At 70.6% G+C, this 15501-nt stretch carries 26 protein-coding genes; 1 reads left to right on the forward strand and 25 read right to left on the reverse strand.

Features of this window, described 5'->3' with window-relative positions:
- Position 1 precedes the first annotated feature (1 nt).
- The 10 genes from QCN29_RS26815 to QCN29_RS26860 form a co-directional block, all read right to left on the reverse strand.
- Positions 2-556 (reverse strand): class I SAM-dependent methyltransferase, encoded by a 555-nt coding sequence (locus QCN29_RS26815; RefSeq protein WP_279931363.1) that lies wholly within the window; start codon positions 554-556, stop codon positions 2-4.
- A complete protein-coding gene (locus QCN29_RS26820; RefSeq protein ID WP_279931365.1) occupies positions 480-1016 on the reverse strand; it encodes a phosphotransferase in 537 nt (178 codons plus the stop codon). The genes QCN29_RS26815 and QCN29_RS26820 overlap by 77 nt, the downstream gene beginning before the upstream one ends.
- Complete coding sequence (locus QCN29_RS26825; RefSeq protein ID WP_279931366.1) at positions 1016-2026, reverse strand: SU10 major capsid protein; 1011 nt, start codon at positions 2024-2026, stop codon at positions 1016-1018. The genes QCN29_RS26820 and QCN29_RS26825 overlap by 1 nt, the downstream gene beginning before the upstream one ends.
- Before the next feature lie 45 nt (positions 2027-2071).
- Complete coding sequence (locus QCN29_RS26830) at positions 2072-2689, reverse strand: hypothetical protein (protein WP_279931367.1); 618 nt, start codon at positions 2687-2689, stop codon at positions 2072-2074.
- 126 nt (positions 2690-2815) lie between these two features.
- Positions 2816-3550, reverse strand: a complete 735-nt coding sequence (locus tag QCN29_RS26835; RefSeq protein ID WP_279931368.1) for a VG15 protein — start codon at positions 3548-3550, stop codon at positions 2816-2818.
- 2 nt (positions 3551-3552) lie between these two features.
- Positions 3553-5088 carry a phage portal protein gene (locus QCN29_RS26840; protein ID WP_279931369.1) on the reverse strand — a complete coding sequence of 512 codons (1536 nt, stop codon included), beginning with the start codon at positions 5086-5088 and terminating at the stop codon, positions 3553-3555.
- A 1-nt stretch (position 5089) separates the two neighbouring features.
- Complete coding sequence (locus QCN29_RS26845; protein WP_279931371.1) at positions 5090-5239, reverse strand: hypothetical protein; 150 nt, start codon at positions 5237-5239, stop codon at positions 5090-5092.
- Between the two features lie 4 nt (positions 5240-5243).
- The gene (locus tag QCN29_RS26850; protein WP_279931373.1) at positions 5244-6947 is read right to left on the reverse strand and encodes a terminase; all 1704 of its coding nucleotides are present in this window, start codon (positions 6945-6947) and stop codon (positions 5244-5246) included.
- Entirely contained in the window at positions 6892-7323 is a 432-nt protein-coding gene (locus tag QCN29_RS26855) for a phage terminase small subunit (protein WP_279931374.1), read from the reverse strand. Before QCN29_RS26855 ends, QCN29_RS26850 begins: the two co-directional genes overlap by 56 nt.
- A gap of 118 nt (positions 7324-7441) precedes the next feature.
- A complete protein-coding gene (locus QCN29_RS26860) occupies positions 7442-7813 on the reverse strand; it encodes an HNH endonuclease (protein ID WP_279931376.1) in 372 nt (123 codons plus the stop codon).
- 273 nt (positions 7814-8086) lie between these two features.
- Between QCN29_RS26860 and QCN29_RS26865 the strand changes: the two genes are divergently transcribed.
- Positions 8087-8623: a PH domain-containing protein gene (locus QCN29_RS26865; protein ID WP_279931377.1), complete on the forward strand. Its 537-nt coding sequence runs from the start codon at positions 8087-8089 to the stop codon at positions 8621-8623.
- 120 nt (positions 8624-8743) lie between these two features.
- On the opposite strand, the gene QCN29_RS26870 is transcribed toward QCN29_RS26865, so the two are convergent.
- From QCN29_RS26870 to QCN29_RS26940, 15 genes are all read right to left on the reverse strand, one after another.
- Positions 8744-8965, reverse strand: coding sequence for a MerR family transcriptional regulator (locus QCN29_RS26870; RefSeq protein WP_279931379.1), 222 nt, complete (start codon positions 8963-8965; stop codon positions 8744-8746).
- Between the two features lie 140 nt (positions 8966-9105).
- Positions 9106-9729, reverse strand: coding sequence for a hypothetical protein (locus QCN29_RS26875; protein ID WP_279931380.1), 624 nt, complete (start codon positions 9727-9729; stop codon positions 9106-9108).
- A 4-nt stretch (positions 9730-9733) separates the two neighbouring features.
- Entirely contained in the window at positions 9734-10033 is a 300-nt protein-coding gene (locus QCN29_RS26880; protein ID WP_279931381.1) for a hypothetical protein, read from the reverse strand.
- 11 nt (positions 10034-10044) lie between these two features.
- Positions 10045-10212, reverse strand: coding sequence for a hypothetical protein (locus QCN29_RS26885; RefSeq protein WP_279931383.1), 168 nt, complete (start codon positions 10210-10212; stop codon positions 10045-10047).
- Positions 10209-11549, reverse strand: a complete 1341-nt coding sequence (locus QCN29_RS26890) for a hypothetical protein (protein WP_279931385.1) — start codon at positions 11547-11549, stop codon at positions 10209-10211. Before QCN29_RS26890 ends, QCN29_RS26885 begins: the two co-directional genes overlap by 4 nt.
- A complete protein-coding gene (locus tag QCN29_RS26895) occupies positions 11546-11764 on the reverse strand; it encodes a hypothetical protein (RefSeq protein ID WP_279931386.1) in 219 nt (72 codons plus the stop codon). The genes QCN29_RS26890 and QCN29_RS26895 overlap by 4 nt, the downstream gene beginning before the upstream one ends.
- Positions 11761-12162 (reverse strand): hypothetical protein, encoded by a 402-nt coding sequence (locus tag QCN29_RS26900; RefSeq protein ID WP_279931387.1) that lies wholly within the window; start codon positions 12160-12162, stop codon positions 11761-11763. The genes QCN29_RS26895 and QCN29_RS26900 overlap by 4 nt, the downstream gene beginning before the upstream one ends.
- Positions 12159-12476: a hypothetical protein gene (locus QCN29_RS26905; protein WP_279931389.1), complete on the reverse strand. Its 318-nt coding sequence runs from the start codon at positions 12474-12476 to the stop codon at positions 12159-12161. Before QCN29_RS26905 ends, QCN29_RS26900 begins: the two co-directional genes overlap by 4 nt.
- The gene (locus tag QCN29_RS26910; RefSeq protein WP_279931390.1) at positions 12473-12631 is read right to left on the reverse strand and encodes a hypothetical protein; all 159 of its coding nucleotides are present in this window, start codon (positions 12629-12631) and stop codon (positions 12473-12475) included. Before QCN29_RS26910 ends, QCN29_RS26905 begins: the two co-directional genes overlap by 4 nt.
- 114 nt (positions 12632-12745) lie before the next feature.
- On the reverse strand, positions 12746-12979 hold the full coding sequence (locus tag QCN29_RS26915; RefSeq protein WP_279931391.1) for a hypothetical protein: 234 nt from the start codon (positions 12977-12979) through the stop codon (positions 12746-12748).
- 13 nt (positions 12980-12992) lie between these two features.
- Entirely contained in the window at positions 12993-13580 is a 588-nt protein-coding gene (locus tag QCN29_RS26920; protein WP_279931393.1) for a hypothetical protein, read from the reverse strand.
- Between the two features lie 114 nt (positions 13581-13694).
- On the reverse strand, positions 13695-14213 hold the full coding sequence (locus tag QCN29_RS26925) for a single-stranded DNA-binding protein (RefSeq protein WP_279931394.1): 519 nt from the start codon (positions 14211-14213) through the stop codon (positions 13695-13697).
- The gene (locus tag QCN29_RS26930; protein WP_279931395.1) at positions 14213-14446 is read right to left on the reverse strand and encodes a hypothetical protein; all 234 of its coding nucleotides are present in this window, start codon (positions 14444-14446) and stop codon (positions 14213-14215) included. Before QCN29_RS26930 ends, QCN29_RS26925 begins: the two co-directional genes overlap by 1 nt.
- A gap of 73 nt (positions 14447-14519) precedes the next feature.
- Positions 14520-14861, reverse strand: coding sequence for a hypothetical protein (locus QCN29_RS26935; protein ID WP_279931397.1), 342 nt, complete (start codon positions 14859-14861; stop codon positions 14520-14522).
- 23 nt (positions 14862-14884) lie between these two features.
- A complete protein-coding gene (locus QCN29_RS26940; RefSeq protein ID WP_279931399.1) occupies positions 14885-15187 on the reverse strand; it encodes a hypothetical protein in 303 nt (100 codons plus the stop codon).
- Positions 15188-15501 lie beyond the last annotated feature (314 nt).

Below are 15501 nucleotides of genomic sequence, written 5' to 3' on the forward strand. Positions count from 1 at the left end.
CTCATCCCAGCGAGCCGACCACGCGCAAGGGCCGCTGCTTCTTCGACTTGTAGCCGTGGGAGCGGCAGATGATCCGCCCTGCTAGATCCTCTACAGCGGCGGGGATCTCCGGGCAGTGCGCGCGGGCTTTGGGCAGCACCTCGTTCGCGGTGGCGGTCTCGATGAACAGCACCCGGCCCTGCTCGCTGATCATCTCCAGCATGGCGCGCCACCACGGCACGTGGTGCAGCACGCTCAGGCACAAGATCACATCGAAGTCGCCGAGCCCTGCCAGCGACTCCGGAGTGAGCCGCCGGTAGATCCCGGTCACCCGGCTGTCGGCGGCCTGCGCCAACGCCGAGGGCAGGCCCCGGTAGTCGTCCACCGCCGTGCACCTCGCGTCGAAGTCCTCGGCCAGCCGCAGACTGAAGTACGCGTTGTAGGCGCCCAGGTCCAGCACGCTGAACCCCGTGTGCCCGGTCAGCTCGGCGGCGATCGCCTCATAGCGGGGGGCGGCCTTGCGGATGCCCTCGCCGACCTCCCGGCCGCCCACCCACCTGGGCTGGTACTCCGGCATTCCCCCATCTCCTTCCGATCGATGCGGCCTGCGGCGAGCCCCACCACTGAGGCGTCAGCCCGGTGTGAATGTCGGGTACCGCGATCCCGGACGCGTGCGGTCCGTGCAGGTCGTACGACAGCGCGGACGGCTGCCACAGGCCGGTCTCCCAATCGATCAGCAGCGGGCTGCCGTCGTTGGCCTGGACGATGTTCCCGACGTGCACGTCCCGGTGGTGCACCCCCTCGGCGTGCACAGCGGCCAGCAGCTCCCACAGCGCCGCGGCAGGCCGCCATCCGGGCAGCGACCGCGCCGTGGGGAGCGTCTGCAGCACCAGAACGGGGCCGTCGACGTTGAGCAGCCGCGGCGCGGCCCACGGCAGCCGCCGGTACCAGGCCGCCTCGGCGGCCGCCGCCTGCGCATCTGCGTAGCGTTTGACGGTGTGCGACCGGCCCACCGTCACGGCCGCACGCCGCCCCATCAGGACCCGGTTCCGTCAGCCAGGTTGATGATCTTGCCGTGGGCCTTCTCGTTGCCGTACTTCAGGCCGATCTCCCCATAGACCTGGTACCGCTCGGCGGAGCCCTGCCGGGCCAGCGGCTCGACGAACAGGAACCCCTTGCCGGGCACGAGCATGAACGCCGGCGCGCACTCCTCCAGCGAGACGACGGCGACCTCGTCGGTGGGCATGTACCGGTTGAGCATGATGTTCAGCCGGCCGAAGTCCGTCTCGATCGTCGTCACGGACACACCGCCGACCTCGCGGGACATCTCCTGATAGTTCCGGTCGGTGATGAACGCCTTCGTCAGCTTCCGCTTCTGGTAGGCGTTGCACATGATCGTCGCGGTCTCGGAGACCATGATCCCGCCGTTGGCCCACACCGACTGCAGCAGATCGAGCAGCAGATAGCCGGGCTCCTCCGCGCCGCCGTTGTCGGAGTCGAGCTCGGCCCCGGCCGCGTCGACGACGTTCGTGGTGATCGCGGCGAGGATGCCGCGGGTCTTGCGCGGAGTGAGGTTGTCCGCCGGGTTCTGGAACGTGCCCGTCAGGAAGGACTGCTCGACGTCCCGGGCGATCTGGATCAGGTGCTGGCGGGTCTGCCAGTCCACCTCGTTCGTCACCGGGTTCGCCCCCGAGATGCCCACGCTGCCGGGGTGGTTGGAGCCGGTGGAGTTGAACTGCCCGGTGGCGGCCTGCTTGGTGTAGGAGATCTCCAGCGCCTCCTGGTGGATCTCCAGCACGTTGGTCACGTTGAACCTGGTGCGGGCCTCCGCCGTCGGCGCGTTCGCCCCTTCCAGGCGCTGCCGGTCGTCCGCGGCCGCGCGCAGGTCGTAGCCCTGCCACTGGAACAGTGTCGCGGTGACCTGCATCCCGCCGGACAGTCCGCCGATCGCGGACAGGAACGGGGTGTCGGTCGGGGTCTCGGCGAACAGCTCGCCCACATAGTTCGGCAGGTCGAACGTGTCGCCCTGCCCGGTGATGCCTGGCATCGGTTACCTCCCATCGGGCAGCGCGATACGGTCGCCTGCCCTCGTTCAGGTCTTGTTCTCCTGCAGCTGCAGCAGCCGCTGCGCCTTCAGGCGGCGGGCTTCGGCCCACTTGCCGCCCTGCTCTGCGGCCTTGATCTGCTCGGCCAGCGTCGGCTCGGGCGGAGTGGGCAGCGCGCCGGGCTGCAGCTTCTGCACCGGTGTACGGCCCTTGTTGCCCGAGCCGCTGCCCTTGCCGCCGCTGGTGTCGCCGGGGCCGAAGGAGGCCAGGAGCTCGTCGGCGTCCGCCTCCAGCTCCTCCTTCGTGGTGCCGACGAGCCGCTTGGCCTGCGCTTGCGTGAGCCCCTTGGCTGCGGCGACCTCCAGGCGCAGCGCCTTCGACTCCGCCTCCACCGCGCGCTTCTCGGCTGTGGTGAGCTTCTCGCTCAGCTTCTCTGTCTCGGTCTTCTTGGAGTCTTCGAGCTGGGCGAGCTTCTCGGCGGCGTCCTTGTTCGTCTTGGCCAGGCGCTCCCACTTGCGGGCCTCGGCCTTCCAGTCCGGCTCCGCGGGCTGTGCAGCCGGTGCGGACGGTTCTGGAGCGGCCGGAGCCGGTGCCGGGGCGGCAGGCGGCGGGCTGCCCTCCGGTGGCGTGCCCGGCGGCTGCTCGGGGGGCGTAGGTGTACTCATGCGTCTTCTCCCGTGCGGGATAGCCCGGCCGGCCATGCGGCACTGCGGGCGGGCGGAATGGACCAGTTGAGCAGGTGCCGGCCATGCGGCCGTACGCCGTATCCGGGCCTCGGGCCCGGAAGCTTCTTACTCGGTGCGCCCGGCGCGCTGGCCGGTGACGTACCTGCGCCACGCCTTGATCGCGGCCTTCCCGGAGTGCCCGGCGGTGGCCTGCGACCACTGCTCCGACAGGCGGCGCACCTCGGGCGGTTCCGGCTCACGCCGGTACAGCAGCTCGGGCTTGCAGGAGCAGCGGTCGTGCGACTGGAAGCGGGCCGTGGCCTTGGAGTAGACGGCGCCGCGGCCGATCAGCATCAGGCAGAACGGACACGGCGAGGAACGCCCCGCCACCCTGCGCCAGCCCTCCACTTCGTCTCGGGCCTGGAACGTCTGCATCGTGGTCTGCCGGTCACCTTCGAGGACCAGGCGCGTGGCTGAACCCTGCATCTGCGAGGCCATGGTGCGCACGGAGGCGGTCTCGGAGCCGGAGTCGGCCATGTGCGTCTTGAACGCCACCGGCCCCGACACCCGCAGGGACGTGGCGATCTGCTCGGGGTCCGGCTCGACGACCGCGGCGACGAGGCTGACGCCTTCGAGGCGGGCGTGCTGGGCGAGGTAGCCGCGGGCGAGGCGGGCGAGCGCGGACTGCCCGGTGAGGATCTCCTCCTGCACCTGCGGAGCAACCTGGTCCCACCAGCCGTCGATGTCGTCGACGTCTGCCCGCATCGCCGTGATGCGCAGGCGGCGGGCGATGAGCTGGGCGACGTTGAGGACTTGCTGCTGGTACTCGCGGGTCAGGGTCTGCGCCTCGACGCCGGGCACCGCTACGCCTCTTCCCCAGGCACCGTAACGGCTGCCGGAACCTCCGGCGCTCCCTCGGCGGGAGCGCCCTCGCCGTCGTCCTCGGTGCCGGGTACCGGCGGTGTGTCGGCGCCGGCGGCCGGGGCGGCCAGCAGTTGGCTGATGTCGCCGAGGGCGTCGCGGTCCTCGGCGAGCATCTCCCACCGCTTGATGTCCGTCTCCGTCACCCCCGGGATGCGTTCCCACAGGGCCCGCGGGGGCACGTCGAGGAGCTGGGCCAGCTTGCCCAGTGCGTCAGCGACCTGGGCCAGCGAGCGCGGGGTGGTGTCCCGCCACACGACCTGAGCGGCCGTGTCCCGCCAAGTCTCCTCATCATCCATCGCCAGCCCGGCGAGGCGCAGCATCTGCTCGATGCTCTCGCCGAAGGCGGTCTTGTGCTCGCCGATGTCGAGCTGATGCCCGGCCTCCAGCGCGGCCAGGGCTTCGGCGGAGACGTTGGAGACGGCGTTGCCGACGACGAGGGTGTGCGGCGGGATCTGCCGCGCCGAGGCGATGTAGAGCAGGGTCTTGTCCCGGCTGTTGAGGTAGCCGTTGAGGTCGGCCTGGCTGAACTCGCCGAACTTGGTGTCGGGGCTGTCGGACTGCCAGACGCGGTTGACGGCGGCGTTCCACGGCTCGATGGGGTTGCCGTCGGCGTCCTCGGCGATCGCCATACCGGTGACCCAGCGCTGCTTGAACGCCTCGTACTGCTGGGTCATCAGCAGCCCGAACGTGGTCTGGTTCAGCTGCCGCTGGGCGGGCAGCATCGGCTCGACGATGCCCGTCGGCCCGTCGTCCAGGTCCTCGTACGACTCGCAGAACCTGACGACGGGGCACACCCCGAGCCCGTGCTCGGCCGTGGTGACCTGCTCGGTGTTGATGGTGATGCCTTCCATCGGCAGCGGATCGGTCCACTCGCCGTTCGCCAGCGGGTACACCATCGCTGCGGGCACGTCCGTGGTGTAGGTGTGGGTGTCGTCGTACACGGTGACCGTGGACACCATCGTCGTCGGGCTCTCCGCATCGATCACCGGGTGTGGCAGACCTACGGTGACCGCGTACATCGGCCACTCGTCGTTGATCGAGTCCTCGTACAGAGCGGTCAGGCGGCGCGGCGAATACGGAGTGATGACCGGTACCGGGTCACCGGGCAGTACCACGGCGTAGGAGTACCCGTACGACAACGCGGCCCGGTAGATACCCGACTGCCGGGCGTCCATCCGGTTGGGCTGCCAGACGGCCTCCCACACCGGGGAGTTGTCGACGGTGTCGGAGGGCCGGTAGCCGTCGACGAACAGGCCCTGCGCGACCGAGCTGACGAGGAGGGGCAGGATGTTGAAGCGGGCCTGGTCGACGAGCTTCTTGTACTCCGTGGTCGCGGACTTGGGCACGTAGATGTCGCAGACCCGGTTCTTCAGGTACTCGCGGATCGTGGAGATCCGCCCCGCCTCCGCGCGCCGCGCGGACAGCAGCCACGGCAGCACCCTGCCCAACTCCTGGGCATCCATCGGCTCCGCCATGTCAGGCCCCCTCCCTCTCCCGTAGCAGCGCGGCGACGCCCAGCCACGAGTCGGCGAGGCCTTCAAGGCGTTCCATCAGCGGCAGGTTCAGTTCGGTCTCGGCGGCCTCCAGCAGCCGTACCGCGTTGGCGATCGCCTCCTCGGAGGTCACCGGCTCACCCCCATCCGACGACGCGGCCGGCCCGCTTCTTCGGCCCAGCCTTGTACTTCGCCCACTGCGAGGACACCAGCAGCTGACGGCGCACCATCCGCGCCCCGATCACACACACCGCCGCGTCGATCTTCTTCGGCGACGTGCGCGACTCCTTGCCGATCGACACCCCGTACCGGTTCGGACGGCGCCGCGCGTTCGCCACATGCCGCGAGGTGACCGCCGCCCCGTCGTGCGTGAACTGCCGTTCGACGATCTCCGTGTGGCAGGCCTCCGCCGCCATGGTGAAGTCCCGCACATGGGAGCGCATGTCCCACGCGATCGGCGAGGCATTCCGCCCGGAGTCCTGCGCCCACAGCACCAGCTGCTCCCGGTACAGGTCCGGCCAGGTGGTGTGCACATAGGACTCCCACTCCTTCACGTCGCCGAAGAACGCCACCACCCGCCAGGTGCGAAACGCCCTCGCCACCGCGGCATCGACCTCGTTCACCGGCACCTGCCACGCCACCGGCTCGCCGTCCTGCGTCGGGTCGACGAGTGGCTGCTCCCAGGTGTCGATCTCGAAGACGTGCCCATCGCTCACGCGGCAACCGATCAACGCGGTGGCGTCACGGGACTTGGAGCCGTCGAAGAACATCACGACCTCGTCGCCGTCCGCGACGACCACCGAAGCGTCGGCGCAGGCCGGCCACTCGTGCGCAGCCAGCCATGCATCCGCCGCTGCCGTGGGCTGGTTCAGGTACTTCCGCCGGGAGTCCTCCGGCGCACTGCGCGGGTCCCAGATGCGGTTCATGATGGCGCGCCGGTCCGCCCACCAGCAGTCGTCGTAGACGTGCTCCAGCGCCGCCGCGAGCGACTCCGGATCGGCCATGTCGGTCTCCGGCGGAGCCACCCGCGCGTCATACAGGATGCGCGACTCCGCGCGGACCCGGCCCTCTTCCTGCGCGACCCAGGCGTCCCACGACGCCTCGGCGACCGAGCCCTCCTCCGGCACCCACGCATTGGACGTCTCCAGCATGCGGCTGCCGGACTTCGCCAGGTTGTCTTCCAGGGTGGAGGCCAGCTCGGGGCCGCCGTTGTTGGGCTTCCAGTGCTCCGTCTCGTCCCCGACGATGAACGTGGCCTCGGCACCCTCCGCCGCGGTGGCGCTGGAGGTGATGACCTCCAGCTTCCCCTCCGGCAGCATGTAGTACTGCGTCTTGCCCGGATCCAGCTGGAAGTCGGCCACCAGACGCGAGCCCTTCGGGGCCATCGCCCGCACCATCCGCATCGTGTTCGCCGTCTGGCTCTCCGCGGTAGCCGCGATCTGCACCAGCGGCATGTCCACCGACTTGCCGACACAACCACCTGCCGCCCTCGGGTCGAAGTCGAGCAGCCGCACCGGCGCGGTCAGCTCAGCCAGCGCCAGCAGCGCAGCGAACGGCGACTTCCCCGAGCCCTTCGCCAACCGCCGCACCCCGTGGTGAAACAGCCAGTGCCCATCCGCGTCGACCGAGTACCACCACAGCAGGAACCGCACCTGGCTATCGACGAACTGCCACCGCTGCCCAGCCCGCGGACCGTTCGGGTGCTTCAGATACTTCGACGCCCACTTGACCACCTCCCAGCCCAGCGTGAGCGCGGGCACACCGTCCGGGAGAGTGACGAGCCGATCAGCCGGAGAGCCGGGCCCGGTAGTCATCCAGCGCCGCCACAGCAGCGTCCTCATCGGCGTCAGCGGAGCCCGCGCGCTCCAGCTCCAGCCGCGCCCGCCGCCGGGCGCCCTCCGTCGTCAACAGCTCGGTGGCCGCCGCCGACCACGCCGCAACCATCTGCGCCGACGGCCGCTCCGAGAACAGCTGCCGCGACAGCAGGTCAGCCCACACCCACGCCTGCGCCCAGTCCGACGGCTCGTAGAAGCGGGACTGCCCGGACTCCGCGAGCGAGGCGTACCAGCGCGCAGCGGCCGGGTGCCAGTCGCCATCGGCCGACGGCTGCTCCGGCTCGGCAGCGGTCCCGGACTGGGCAGTGGCCACGGGCCCGCCGTCCTTGTTGCGCCTCCTGCGCTGGTCCGTGCGCTTCGGCACGGGGCCGCGTGCACCCACGGTGACCACCTCCCCTCACAACCTCACAACCCGTACAGACCCTGGGGCGCTATGCCGCACCGTGGGCCGTGGGACCGGGCGGAGGGGGTCACCCCCCACCCTGCGACGACCGCGCAGGTCAGAAGCCTGGCTTGTCGTCCGGAGTGTGCTTGGTCTTCGGCTTGTCGTTGGTGATCAGCCCTGGATGTGCTTCGGCCGGTCGACGCCTGGGGGGCGTGTCGCCGCGGGCTGCGCGTGCTTGGAGTGCGGTGCGCTTGCGGTGGTGGTAACGGCACAGTGTGCGCAGGTTGCTCAGGCTGTGGTCGGTGGGGTCGCCGATGTGGTCGGCGTCCGTGCCAGCTTGGGCGCAGCGCTGGCCGTCCTCGACCCAGGTGCACTGCTGCCCGTCGCGCTCCAGAGCTTGGGCCCGGAGGGTCTTCCACCCCCGGGGGCGGGGCGTCGTACGCCAGGCCCCGGGGCCTTCGTTCCAGTGACCGTCTGCAGAGGACATGGTCACCACCTCCGCTGTGCGCCTACGTGGCGGGACAGATGCGATCGTCGACGACTTCGGACTCGGTCTCTCCATCGTCCAGGCTTGTGCGTGCGCCGCCCGGGAGCCCCACTTCCCGGGCGGCGCGCTCCCTTCCGCCCCGGCCTGGGTGGTCTTCTGCGGTATGGGGGGTCAGGCCGGTTGGGTGCCGATACGCTCTGGGATTCCCCACACCCATGTGTCCCTGGCCCCACTCAGGGCGCGTTTCATCCCGGCATGGCGGAGGAGTGTCCTATGGCGAAGTTCGATGTACGTCCCGACATCGATGCAGCTGCCGAGAAGCTGCAGAGCACGTTTGGCGCGAAGCGGGAGATCCAGCGGTTGCCGGAGATCCTGTGGGAGGGCGAGACGGTGGAGATGCTGGCGACCGGGATGTACGGCAAGGGCAACGGGCTGGTTGTGATGACGGACCAGCGGCTGATCTTCTTCATGCACGGGATGATGTCGCAGCAGGTCGAGGACTTCCCGTACGGCCGGATCAGCTCGGTGCAGTGGGCGGGCGGCATGCTCACCGGCGCGTTGATCGTGTTCGCTTCGGGTAACAAGGCTGAGATCAAGCAGATGCCGAAGGAGCAGGGCAAGGCGCTCGCGGACGCACTCAGGGCGCGCCTTGCAGATGCGGGTGCTGTATCGGGTGGTTCAACCGCCCCTGCTGCCCCTGCAGCTGATGTTGCGTCCCGCTTGCAGACGTTGGATCAGTTGCGGGCTTCCGGTGCGATCACGGACGAGGAGTACCGAGACCGCCGGGCGAAGATTCTCGACAGCCTGTAGAAGGGACGGCCCGGGAATGGCGAGAGCCCCGCAGCGGTGGCGGGGCTCTCGGTGGTCGCGGTCAGCCTGCTTTCGGGCATGGCTGTACTCGCAAATCGTGGCGCGTGTCGATCAGCTGTGTCAAGCGGCGCGGTTGCTGCGCTGTCCGGGGCGGCTGGGTTTGGCCGCTGCGCGGGCTGCTTGGACGTCTTCGATGCGGTAGACGGGGCGCTTGGGGGTGCCGCCGCAGGGGGTGAGGATGCCGCGGCGGACCCAGTCTCGGATGGTGGCGGGTTGGACGTCTGCGGCGAGGGCGGCCATGGAGGTGGTGAGGGTGCCTCGGGGTGGCGTCAGGTACTCCATGAGGCCAGTGTCGCTCAGTGTCCGCAGTGGGGTTTGGTCCACCAGCCGCAGACGGAGCAGTAAGTGAGCGTGGCGACGGCCTGGATGAGGGCGCGGATGTGGCGGGTCATGTCCTTCTCCTGGGTGGTCTACAGCCGCTTCTACGGCTGGTCTACGGCCTCTTCTGCGCTGCTCTGGCCTGCGTCTACGCGGTCGGGAGGGGTGTTGGCGGGGGTGGGGGAGAGGAGGGCTCGGATGTCGGCGGCCTTGATGCCGCTGCGGCCGGTCTGGTCGCCGATGCGGACGCTTTTGTGGATGGTGATGCCGCAGTGGAGGAGGACGGCGCGCAGGCGGGTGTCGTCGAGGTGTTGGGCGGCGGGGCGGGCTTGGAAGGCGGCGTACACGTCGCGCAGGAAGATCGCGGGCTGGTCGCTGATGAGGGCGTGGACGCCTTCGATGACGCGGCGCTTGAGGTCGTCTTCGGTGGGCGGGAGGGGGCGGCCGGTGCGCCAGGCGGCGACGGCGTAGGCGGCGGTGGCCGCGGCGAGGAGCTTGGGCTCGTGGTTGGCGGTGCGGGCGGCTGTGAGGGCTCCGGCGCCGAGGAGGGCGAGCCGGCCGGGGGTGTTCTTTGCCGTGGCCCAGTGGCGCAGGCGGCGCAGGAGGGTGCGGTTGCCGCGGGCGATGCGGCGGGGGTGGATGCGGCGTGCTGCCCGCCGGGGCCTCCCGCGCCCGAAGGCGGGCACGGGAGGCAGCTCGAGGGTGTCGGCGTCGGGGTCGGCGGCCACGGGTTCAGGCGTTGCCGATGAAGGTGGCGAGCATCTGGCCGACGCTTCCGAACAGCGTGCCGAGCATGGTGCCGACCTGGGTGCCGGACAGGGACAGGCCGAGGCCGAGGCAGACGAAGCCGGGGAGCAGGTTGAGCTTCTTGGTGTCCTTGCCGTGCTTGTGCATGTTCCAGGCCCAGATGCCGAGCACGATGATCAGCAGGACGCTGACGGGCACGGAACCGTCCGGGGCGGGGGCTTGGGGCGCTGCGGTGATGGTGTGGTGGGCGGCGGTGTCGATGGCGGTGCGGAGGCTGGTGGTCACGTGCGTGTCCTTCAGTACGAGAGGCCGACGATGGCGGCGACGATGAGGAGGCTGAGGAGGGCCGCTCGGGAGATCAGGCGGTGGGCGTGGGAGTCGCGCGGCAGGATTCGCAGCAGGAGGGCGGCGGCGATGAGGGCGGGCAGGCCCCAGTAGCCGAGCGCGTGGTACGTCAGGCTCATGGCTGGGTCTCCTGGTCGAGCAGTGCGCGCATCCGCTGGGCGCGGGCCTGTCCGATGCGCAGGCCGGATTGCAGCGCGCGCAGGGATGCGGGGCGGCCGTGCTCGGCTTGGTGGGCGGCCTCGACGCGCCGGGCGTCGGGAAGGAGGGCGCGGTCTGCATCCGCATCCGAAGCGGCCGCATCCGCATCCGGCGGGGCCGCATCCGAGGCGGCCTCGGCCGTCGTCGTCCCGGGGTCGGCGTGCCAGCGGGCGTGGACCGCGAACGAGGGCTGGTCTGCGGCGGATGCGCCGTTGAGCACGCGCGGATGCGCGGGTGCCTCGAGGCGCATGGCCATGCGGACCTGGGTGTCGGAGACGACGACGCCGTGGTCGCCGAGCACCTCCCGCAGCCGTTGCGCATCCAGGTCCGGGTGCGCACTGGCCACGGCCAGGACGGCGTCGAGCGGGTGCATCTCGCGCAGTTCCCGGCAAGCTACCGCGGGCGCCGCGCGGCGTGATGACACCGGTTCGCGCATCTGCCAGGGGGAGGGCAGGTCGAGGCTGGCGAGTGCGCCGGAGTGCAGCCGGGCGGACAGGAGTTGCAGCAGGGCGCGGCGCTGCTCGGGATGCGCGCCGACCTGGGCGCGGCCCACGGCGCGGGAGAGCCTGCGCTGGAGGCGGGCGGTGTGCCAGGCCCAGCCGCCGTGGCGGTGGGCGAGGCGGGCGGCGAGGTCGACGGCGCGGGCGGTCCAGCGGTCGCGGGTGATCTGCTCGGCGCTGCGGTCGCGCACGGCGAGGCCGAGCCGTGACAGCAGCCGCTCTCGCAGCTCCCGGGCGATGAGGGCCGGCAGGGAGCGGGAGTTCGCGCCCGGCCGGGCGTGCCGGAGCTCGATGCCCATGGCGAGGTGCCACAGGACGGCAGCGAGGATGGGGCCGACGAAAGCGCGTACCGTGCCGCCGATGAGGCCGGATTCGGCGTAGGCGGGGATGATCTGCACGCCGGTGATCAGCCAGACGAGTATGCCGGGCGTGCCTGGGGCGCCGGTGGTTTTCAGGTTCTGCCGGGCCATGAGGGCGGTGGCGAACAGCGCCATCTCTCCGGCGGCGAACATGGCGGCGCGTTCGGCCGCGGAGTTCATGTCGAGGTGGTCGGCGGCGAAGCGCCAGGAGGTGTCGGCGCTGTAGGCGGTGCATGCCGCGGCGGCGACCGCGGCGGCGATCACGGCCGCGGGAGGGCGCGTCCCGCCCCGCCGGGCCCGGGCGGCTGCCCACCCGAGCCCCGCGAGGACAACAGCGCCGCCGGCCGCGACCAGGAGCCAGGGCTGCACTGCCGCCCACGTCATCGGCGGCGGGGTCATCGTGCACCGTCCTCGGCGTCGAGGGCGTCGAGGAGGTGCCGCAGACGCGATTCGAGGGACACGGCGGCGCGGATCATCGCGGCCGGGTCGTGGATGTCCGCGCTCTGGCACTCGGCGAGGGCCTGCCGCGCCAGGTAGCGCGCCAGGTCCAGGGGCGGGGTCCAGCCGGAGGCGTCGCGGACGGCGTCGTACAGGGCCTGCGGGCGGGGCGTCATCGGCCGTCACCCCCGTACCGGGCCGGGGCGCAGATGACGCACACGTGCTCCGAGCCTGAGTCGTGGCAGTTGTCGACGCACTGCCGGCACCACGGCGTCTCGCGGTGGCGGGCACGTCCGTCGAAGCGGGCGTCGGCCGGATCGAACGGGGCGCGGCAGCGCCGGCACCGGTTGTTCTCACGATCGGCCGCCTCGGCCTGCTCGTCCGCGAGCTTGCGCTGGAGGTAGTCGGCGTCCCACTCGAGATCGGCCGGGGCCTCGGCGAGAGCCGCGCTGGCGACTGTGTGAGCCAAGGTGGCGCGGTTGAGGAGCCGCTGGTCGTAGTCGGGCGTATCGGGCGGGAGGGTGAGGGCGTCGACCACGGCCTGGAGGAGGTCGCGCATCGGGTCGTTGCTCACAGGTGCTCACCTCCGGCGATGCGGTGGAGGATGAGCGCGTACTCGCCGCGGGTGATGTCGCGTTCGATGCGAGGCGTGTGGCGGAGGACGGAGTCTTCGACGTCGCGGGCGGTTCGGGTGTCGACGCCGTGGCGGGTCTCGGCCTGGCGGCGGGCCAGGGTGAGCCGGGTGGCCTCGCGCATGGGGTCGCCGGGGCGTTCGGCGGTGAGCCGGTCAGCGATCTGCAGCAGCGTGGCCCGGGTGTTGACCCAGGTACGCAGCTGGGCGCCGACGCGGGCGGATTCGGGGCCCCACAAGGGCTGGTTGTGGTTCACCGGGCCGCCCCCGTGCGGATGGTGCCGGTGACGCCGGCCGGGGTGGCGCGCACCGTGGTGGTGCGGCCGCCGCAGCGGCGGATGCAGCCGACGGCGACGAGGCGCCGCTGGGGCGGGGGCGCACTGGGGTGCGCGGGCATGGCAAGGTTGGCCATAGCCGAGTCCTCCTGGTTAGGTCAGGTGGTACTTCGGTCAGGGAGTCGGGCGGCGCGCGCGCCTCGTCGGTGTTCCAGCACCGCCGAGAGCTGCCGTCCGGCTCCCGCTCTGCGTTATGCGGTTGTGTCGGGGCCCGACTTGCCGGGCCGGTTCTTCTTGATCGCGTTGTCCACGGCGGTCCAGCTCTTGCCGAGGTCCTTGGCGACCTTGTAGACGCTGCCGAGTTCAGCAACCCCTTCGGCAAGGGCGGCCGCGCGGCGTTTGGCGGCCTGCGACACCTGTTCTTGGAGCTGTTCCAGCAGCTCATCCTCCAGGCGAACACGTTCCCGCCAGGGCTTCCTATCCATCATGAGGAACATATCACACGGGGGGTGTGATAGTCGCGGGTTCGCCGCCTTCGGCTTCCGCCTTCTCGTCCTCGTCCATGAGTCCCTTCAGCTCCATCCAGGCGGCTGGCGGGAACACGCACCCGCACCACCAGCAGGTGACCGTCTTCTCTCCTGGGTAGTGCCGCAGCATCGCGCCGCAGACGTTCCCGCTCAGATCCACAGCCGGACACGTCCCGAGACGGCGACCGCGCTCCGCGGGGTCCGGCGGACTCACGATCGACGCGACGTCCCGCTCGAGGTCCCGGATCTCCTCTGCGAACGCCCCGGCCATCGGCCAGCTGGCAGCGATCCAGTCCAGGTTCATCGACAGCGCCCTGGCCGCCACCGCGATGCGGCGCTCGACGGTGCCGCTCACGGCCGGCTCACTCCACCCGCGGTCCGCCTGCATCGCCGAGCGCCAGTCCTCCAGGACGCCGACGATCCCCCCGAGGCCGCGGAGGCTGAGCACCGGCTCTGAGACGGGCAGCGCGGCATCCACAGACTGTGTGCGGCCGTACCGCGCGGAACCACGCGCCCCTGGCTGGAGAAACGCAGCCAGCGCCTCGTACAGCCTCGGCATGCGATCTAGTCTGCGGGCCGTGGCCAGCGCGCAGCCGGGACACAAGAAGCTGTGGGTCTCGCTTCGCTCACACAGGCCGCAGTCGGTCGTCGGCGCCATTGGGGAGCTCCTCCATCAGAACGGGGGCTCGTCGGAGTAGCCCGGTGCTTGCTGTGACGCGGCCCGGGCAGGCGGATGCTGTGTATCGCCCAAGCCGTTGCTCGCGGAGGTCTGCTGTCGTGCAGGCCGTGTTCCGGCCCGATGTGCGTCGCTGTCTGGGGTGCCGCTGCCGGTGGTCTTGGTGACCTTGGCGGTCGCGTTCCGAAGGCTGGGGCCGACCTCGTCGACGTCCAGTTCGAAGACCGTGCGCTTGATGCCCTCGCGGTCCTCGTAGGACCGCTGCTTGAGCCGGCCCTGAACGACGACGCGCATGCCGCGCTGGAGCGACTCGGCGACGTTCTCCGCCGCCTGACGCCAGACCGAGCAGGTGAGGAAGAGGCTCTCGCCGTCCTTCCACTCATTGGTCTGGCGGTCGAAGGTGCGGGGAGTGGACGCGACGCGGAACTTCGCGACCGCTGCACCGGACGGGGTGAAGCGCAGCTCGGGGTCGTCGACGAGATTGCCGACGACCGTGATGACGGTCTCGCCAGCCATCAGATGTTCTCCTCCATGGGCGTGTGGGTCGTCTGGTTGCGGCAGCCGTTGCCCCAGCAGTGGCGCGGGTCTTTCCCGTCGACCTGGTAACAGGACACGCAGAGCTCGGCGGCTTGGGCGTTGCGGACCATCTCTTGGGCGAAGCGGGCGCCCTCCTCGATGGCGGTCCAGTCGTCTCCGTCGCCCTCGGCGGGCTCCGCCGTGGTGCTGATGAGCCGCAGGTGTGTGCCCACTGGTTCTCCTTGTGTGGTGTGCTGGGTGATGGCCAGGCCCGCGGACATCGGGCCCGGCCGCGGGCTCGGCTGGTCAGTCAGAGATGCCGTTGAGTTCCCGGAGAATCTGGTTCGCGGCCTCGGGGGAGAGCCGTTCTACACGGGCCCCGTATCCGGTGATCAGGGCGGGGCCGGAGAGGCTGTCGGTGAAGCCGTACCGGTTCATGAGGGCGTCGGCGAGGGCGTTGTACCCCCACCGGCCGTGGCCCTCTTCGTCGGTCCAGATGACCACGCCGGTGGTGACGTCGAAGGTTTCGACGGTGGTGCAGCGGAGGACGGCGGCGGCGTACTCGATGAAGTGGCTGCGGTTGGCGGGGAGGTTGAGGGTGGCGATCGTTCCGTCCTCGGTGATGAGAATGGCGTCGTCGTACTTCATGAGTTCTCCCGGTGGTGTGTGGGTCAGCGGACGCCGGCGGCGGCGAGGAACTCGGCGCGCTTGGCCGGGTCCTGTAGTTCGCGGGCCGAAGCGACCCACGCCTGATGCATGTGCGCGGCGCCGTCCAGGTGCTCGGCGCACACGGTGACGCGCATGGTGCTGGACTCGGCGGGTCGCTGCTGGTCGATGGTGTTGCGGACGGCGAGGACGCCCGGCTTGCCACAGCTGTCGTGTCCGTGGCTGCAAGTGCCGGTGTCGACGGGAACGGTCTGCACGGTGTGTGTGGTGGCGCGGTCGTCGCCGAGCCGGATGATGGTCGTGGTCACTGGTCCTCCTTGGTGGCGTGGAAGTTTTCCTGGGGCCCAGGAAGTTCTTGGCCGCCTGATTGCGGAGCTTGACGGCGTGCCTGCGGGCGAGGCCGCGCTTACGGCTGGCGTTGATGGCGGCGCGGGCGGCGGCGATCTTCTCGGCCACGATGTCGTCGACGTTCACGAGGTCGGCCCGGGGGTGACGGGTGTAGGCCCCTTCGGATACTCCGGAGTGAGCATGGGGGCTCCTTCTTGGTGGGACGACGTGGACAGCCGATGTGGACGTGGACAACGTGGACGCTGTCCACATGGGCCCGTCTCGCGTCGCGGGA

The sequence above is a fragment of the Streptomyces chengmaiensis genome (genome assembly GCF_029846775.1).
Lineage (GTDB): Bacteria > Actinomycetota > Actinomycetes > Streptomycetales > Streptomycetaceae > Streptomyces > Streptomyces chengmaiensis.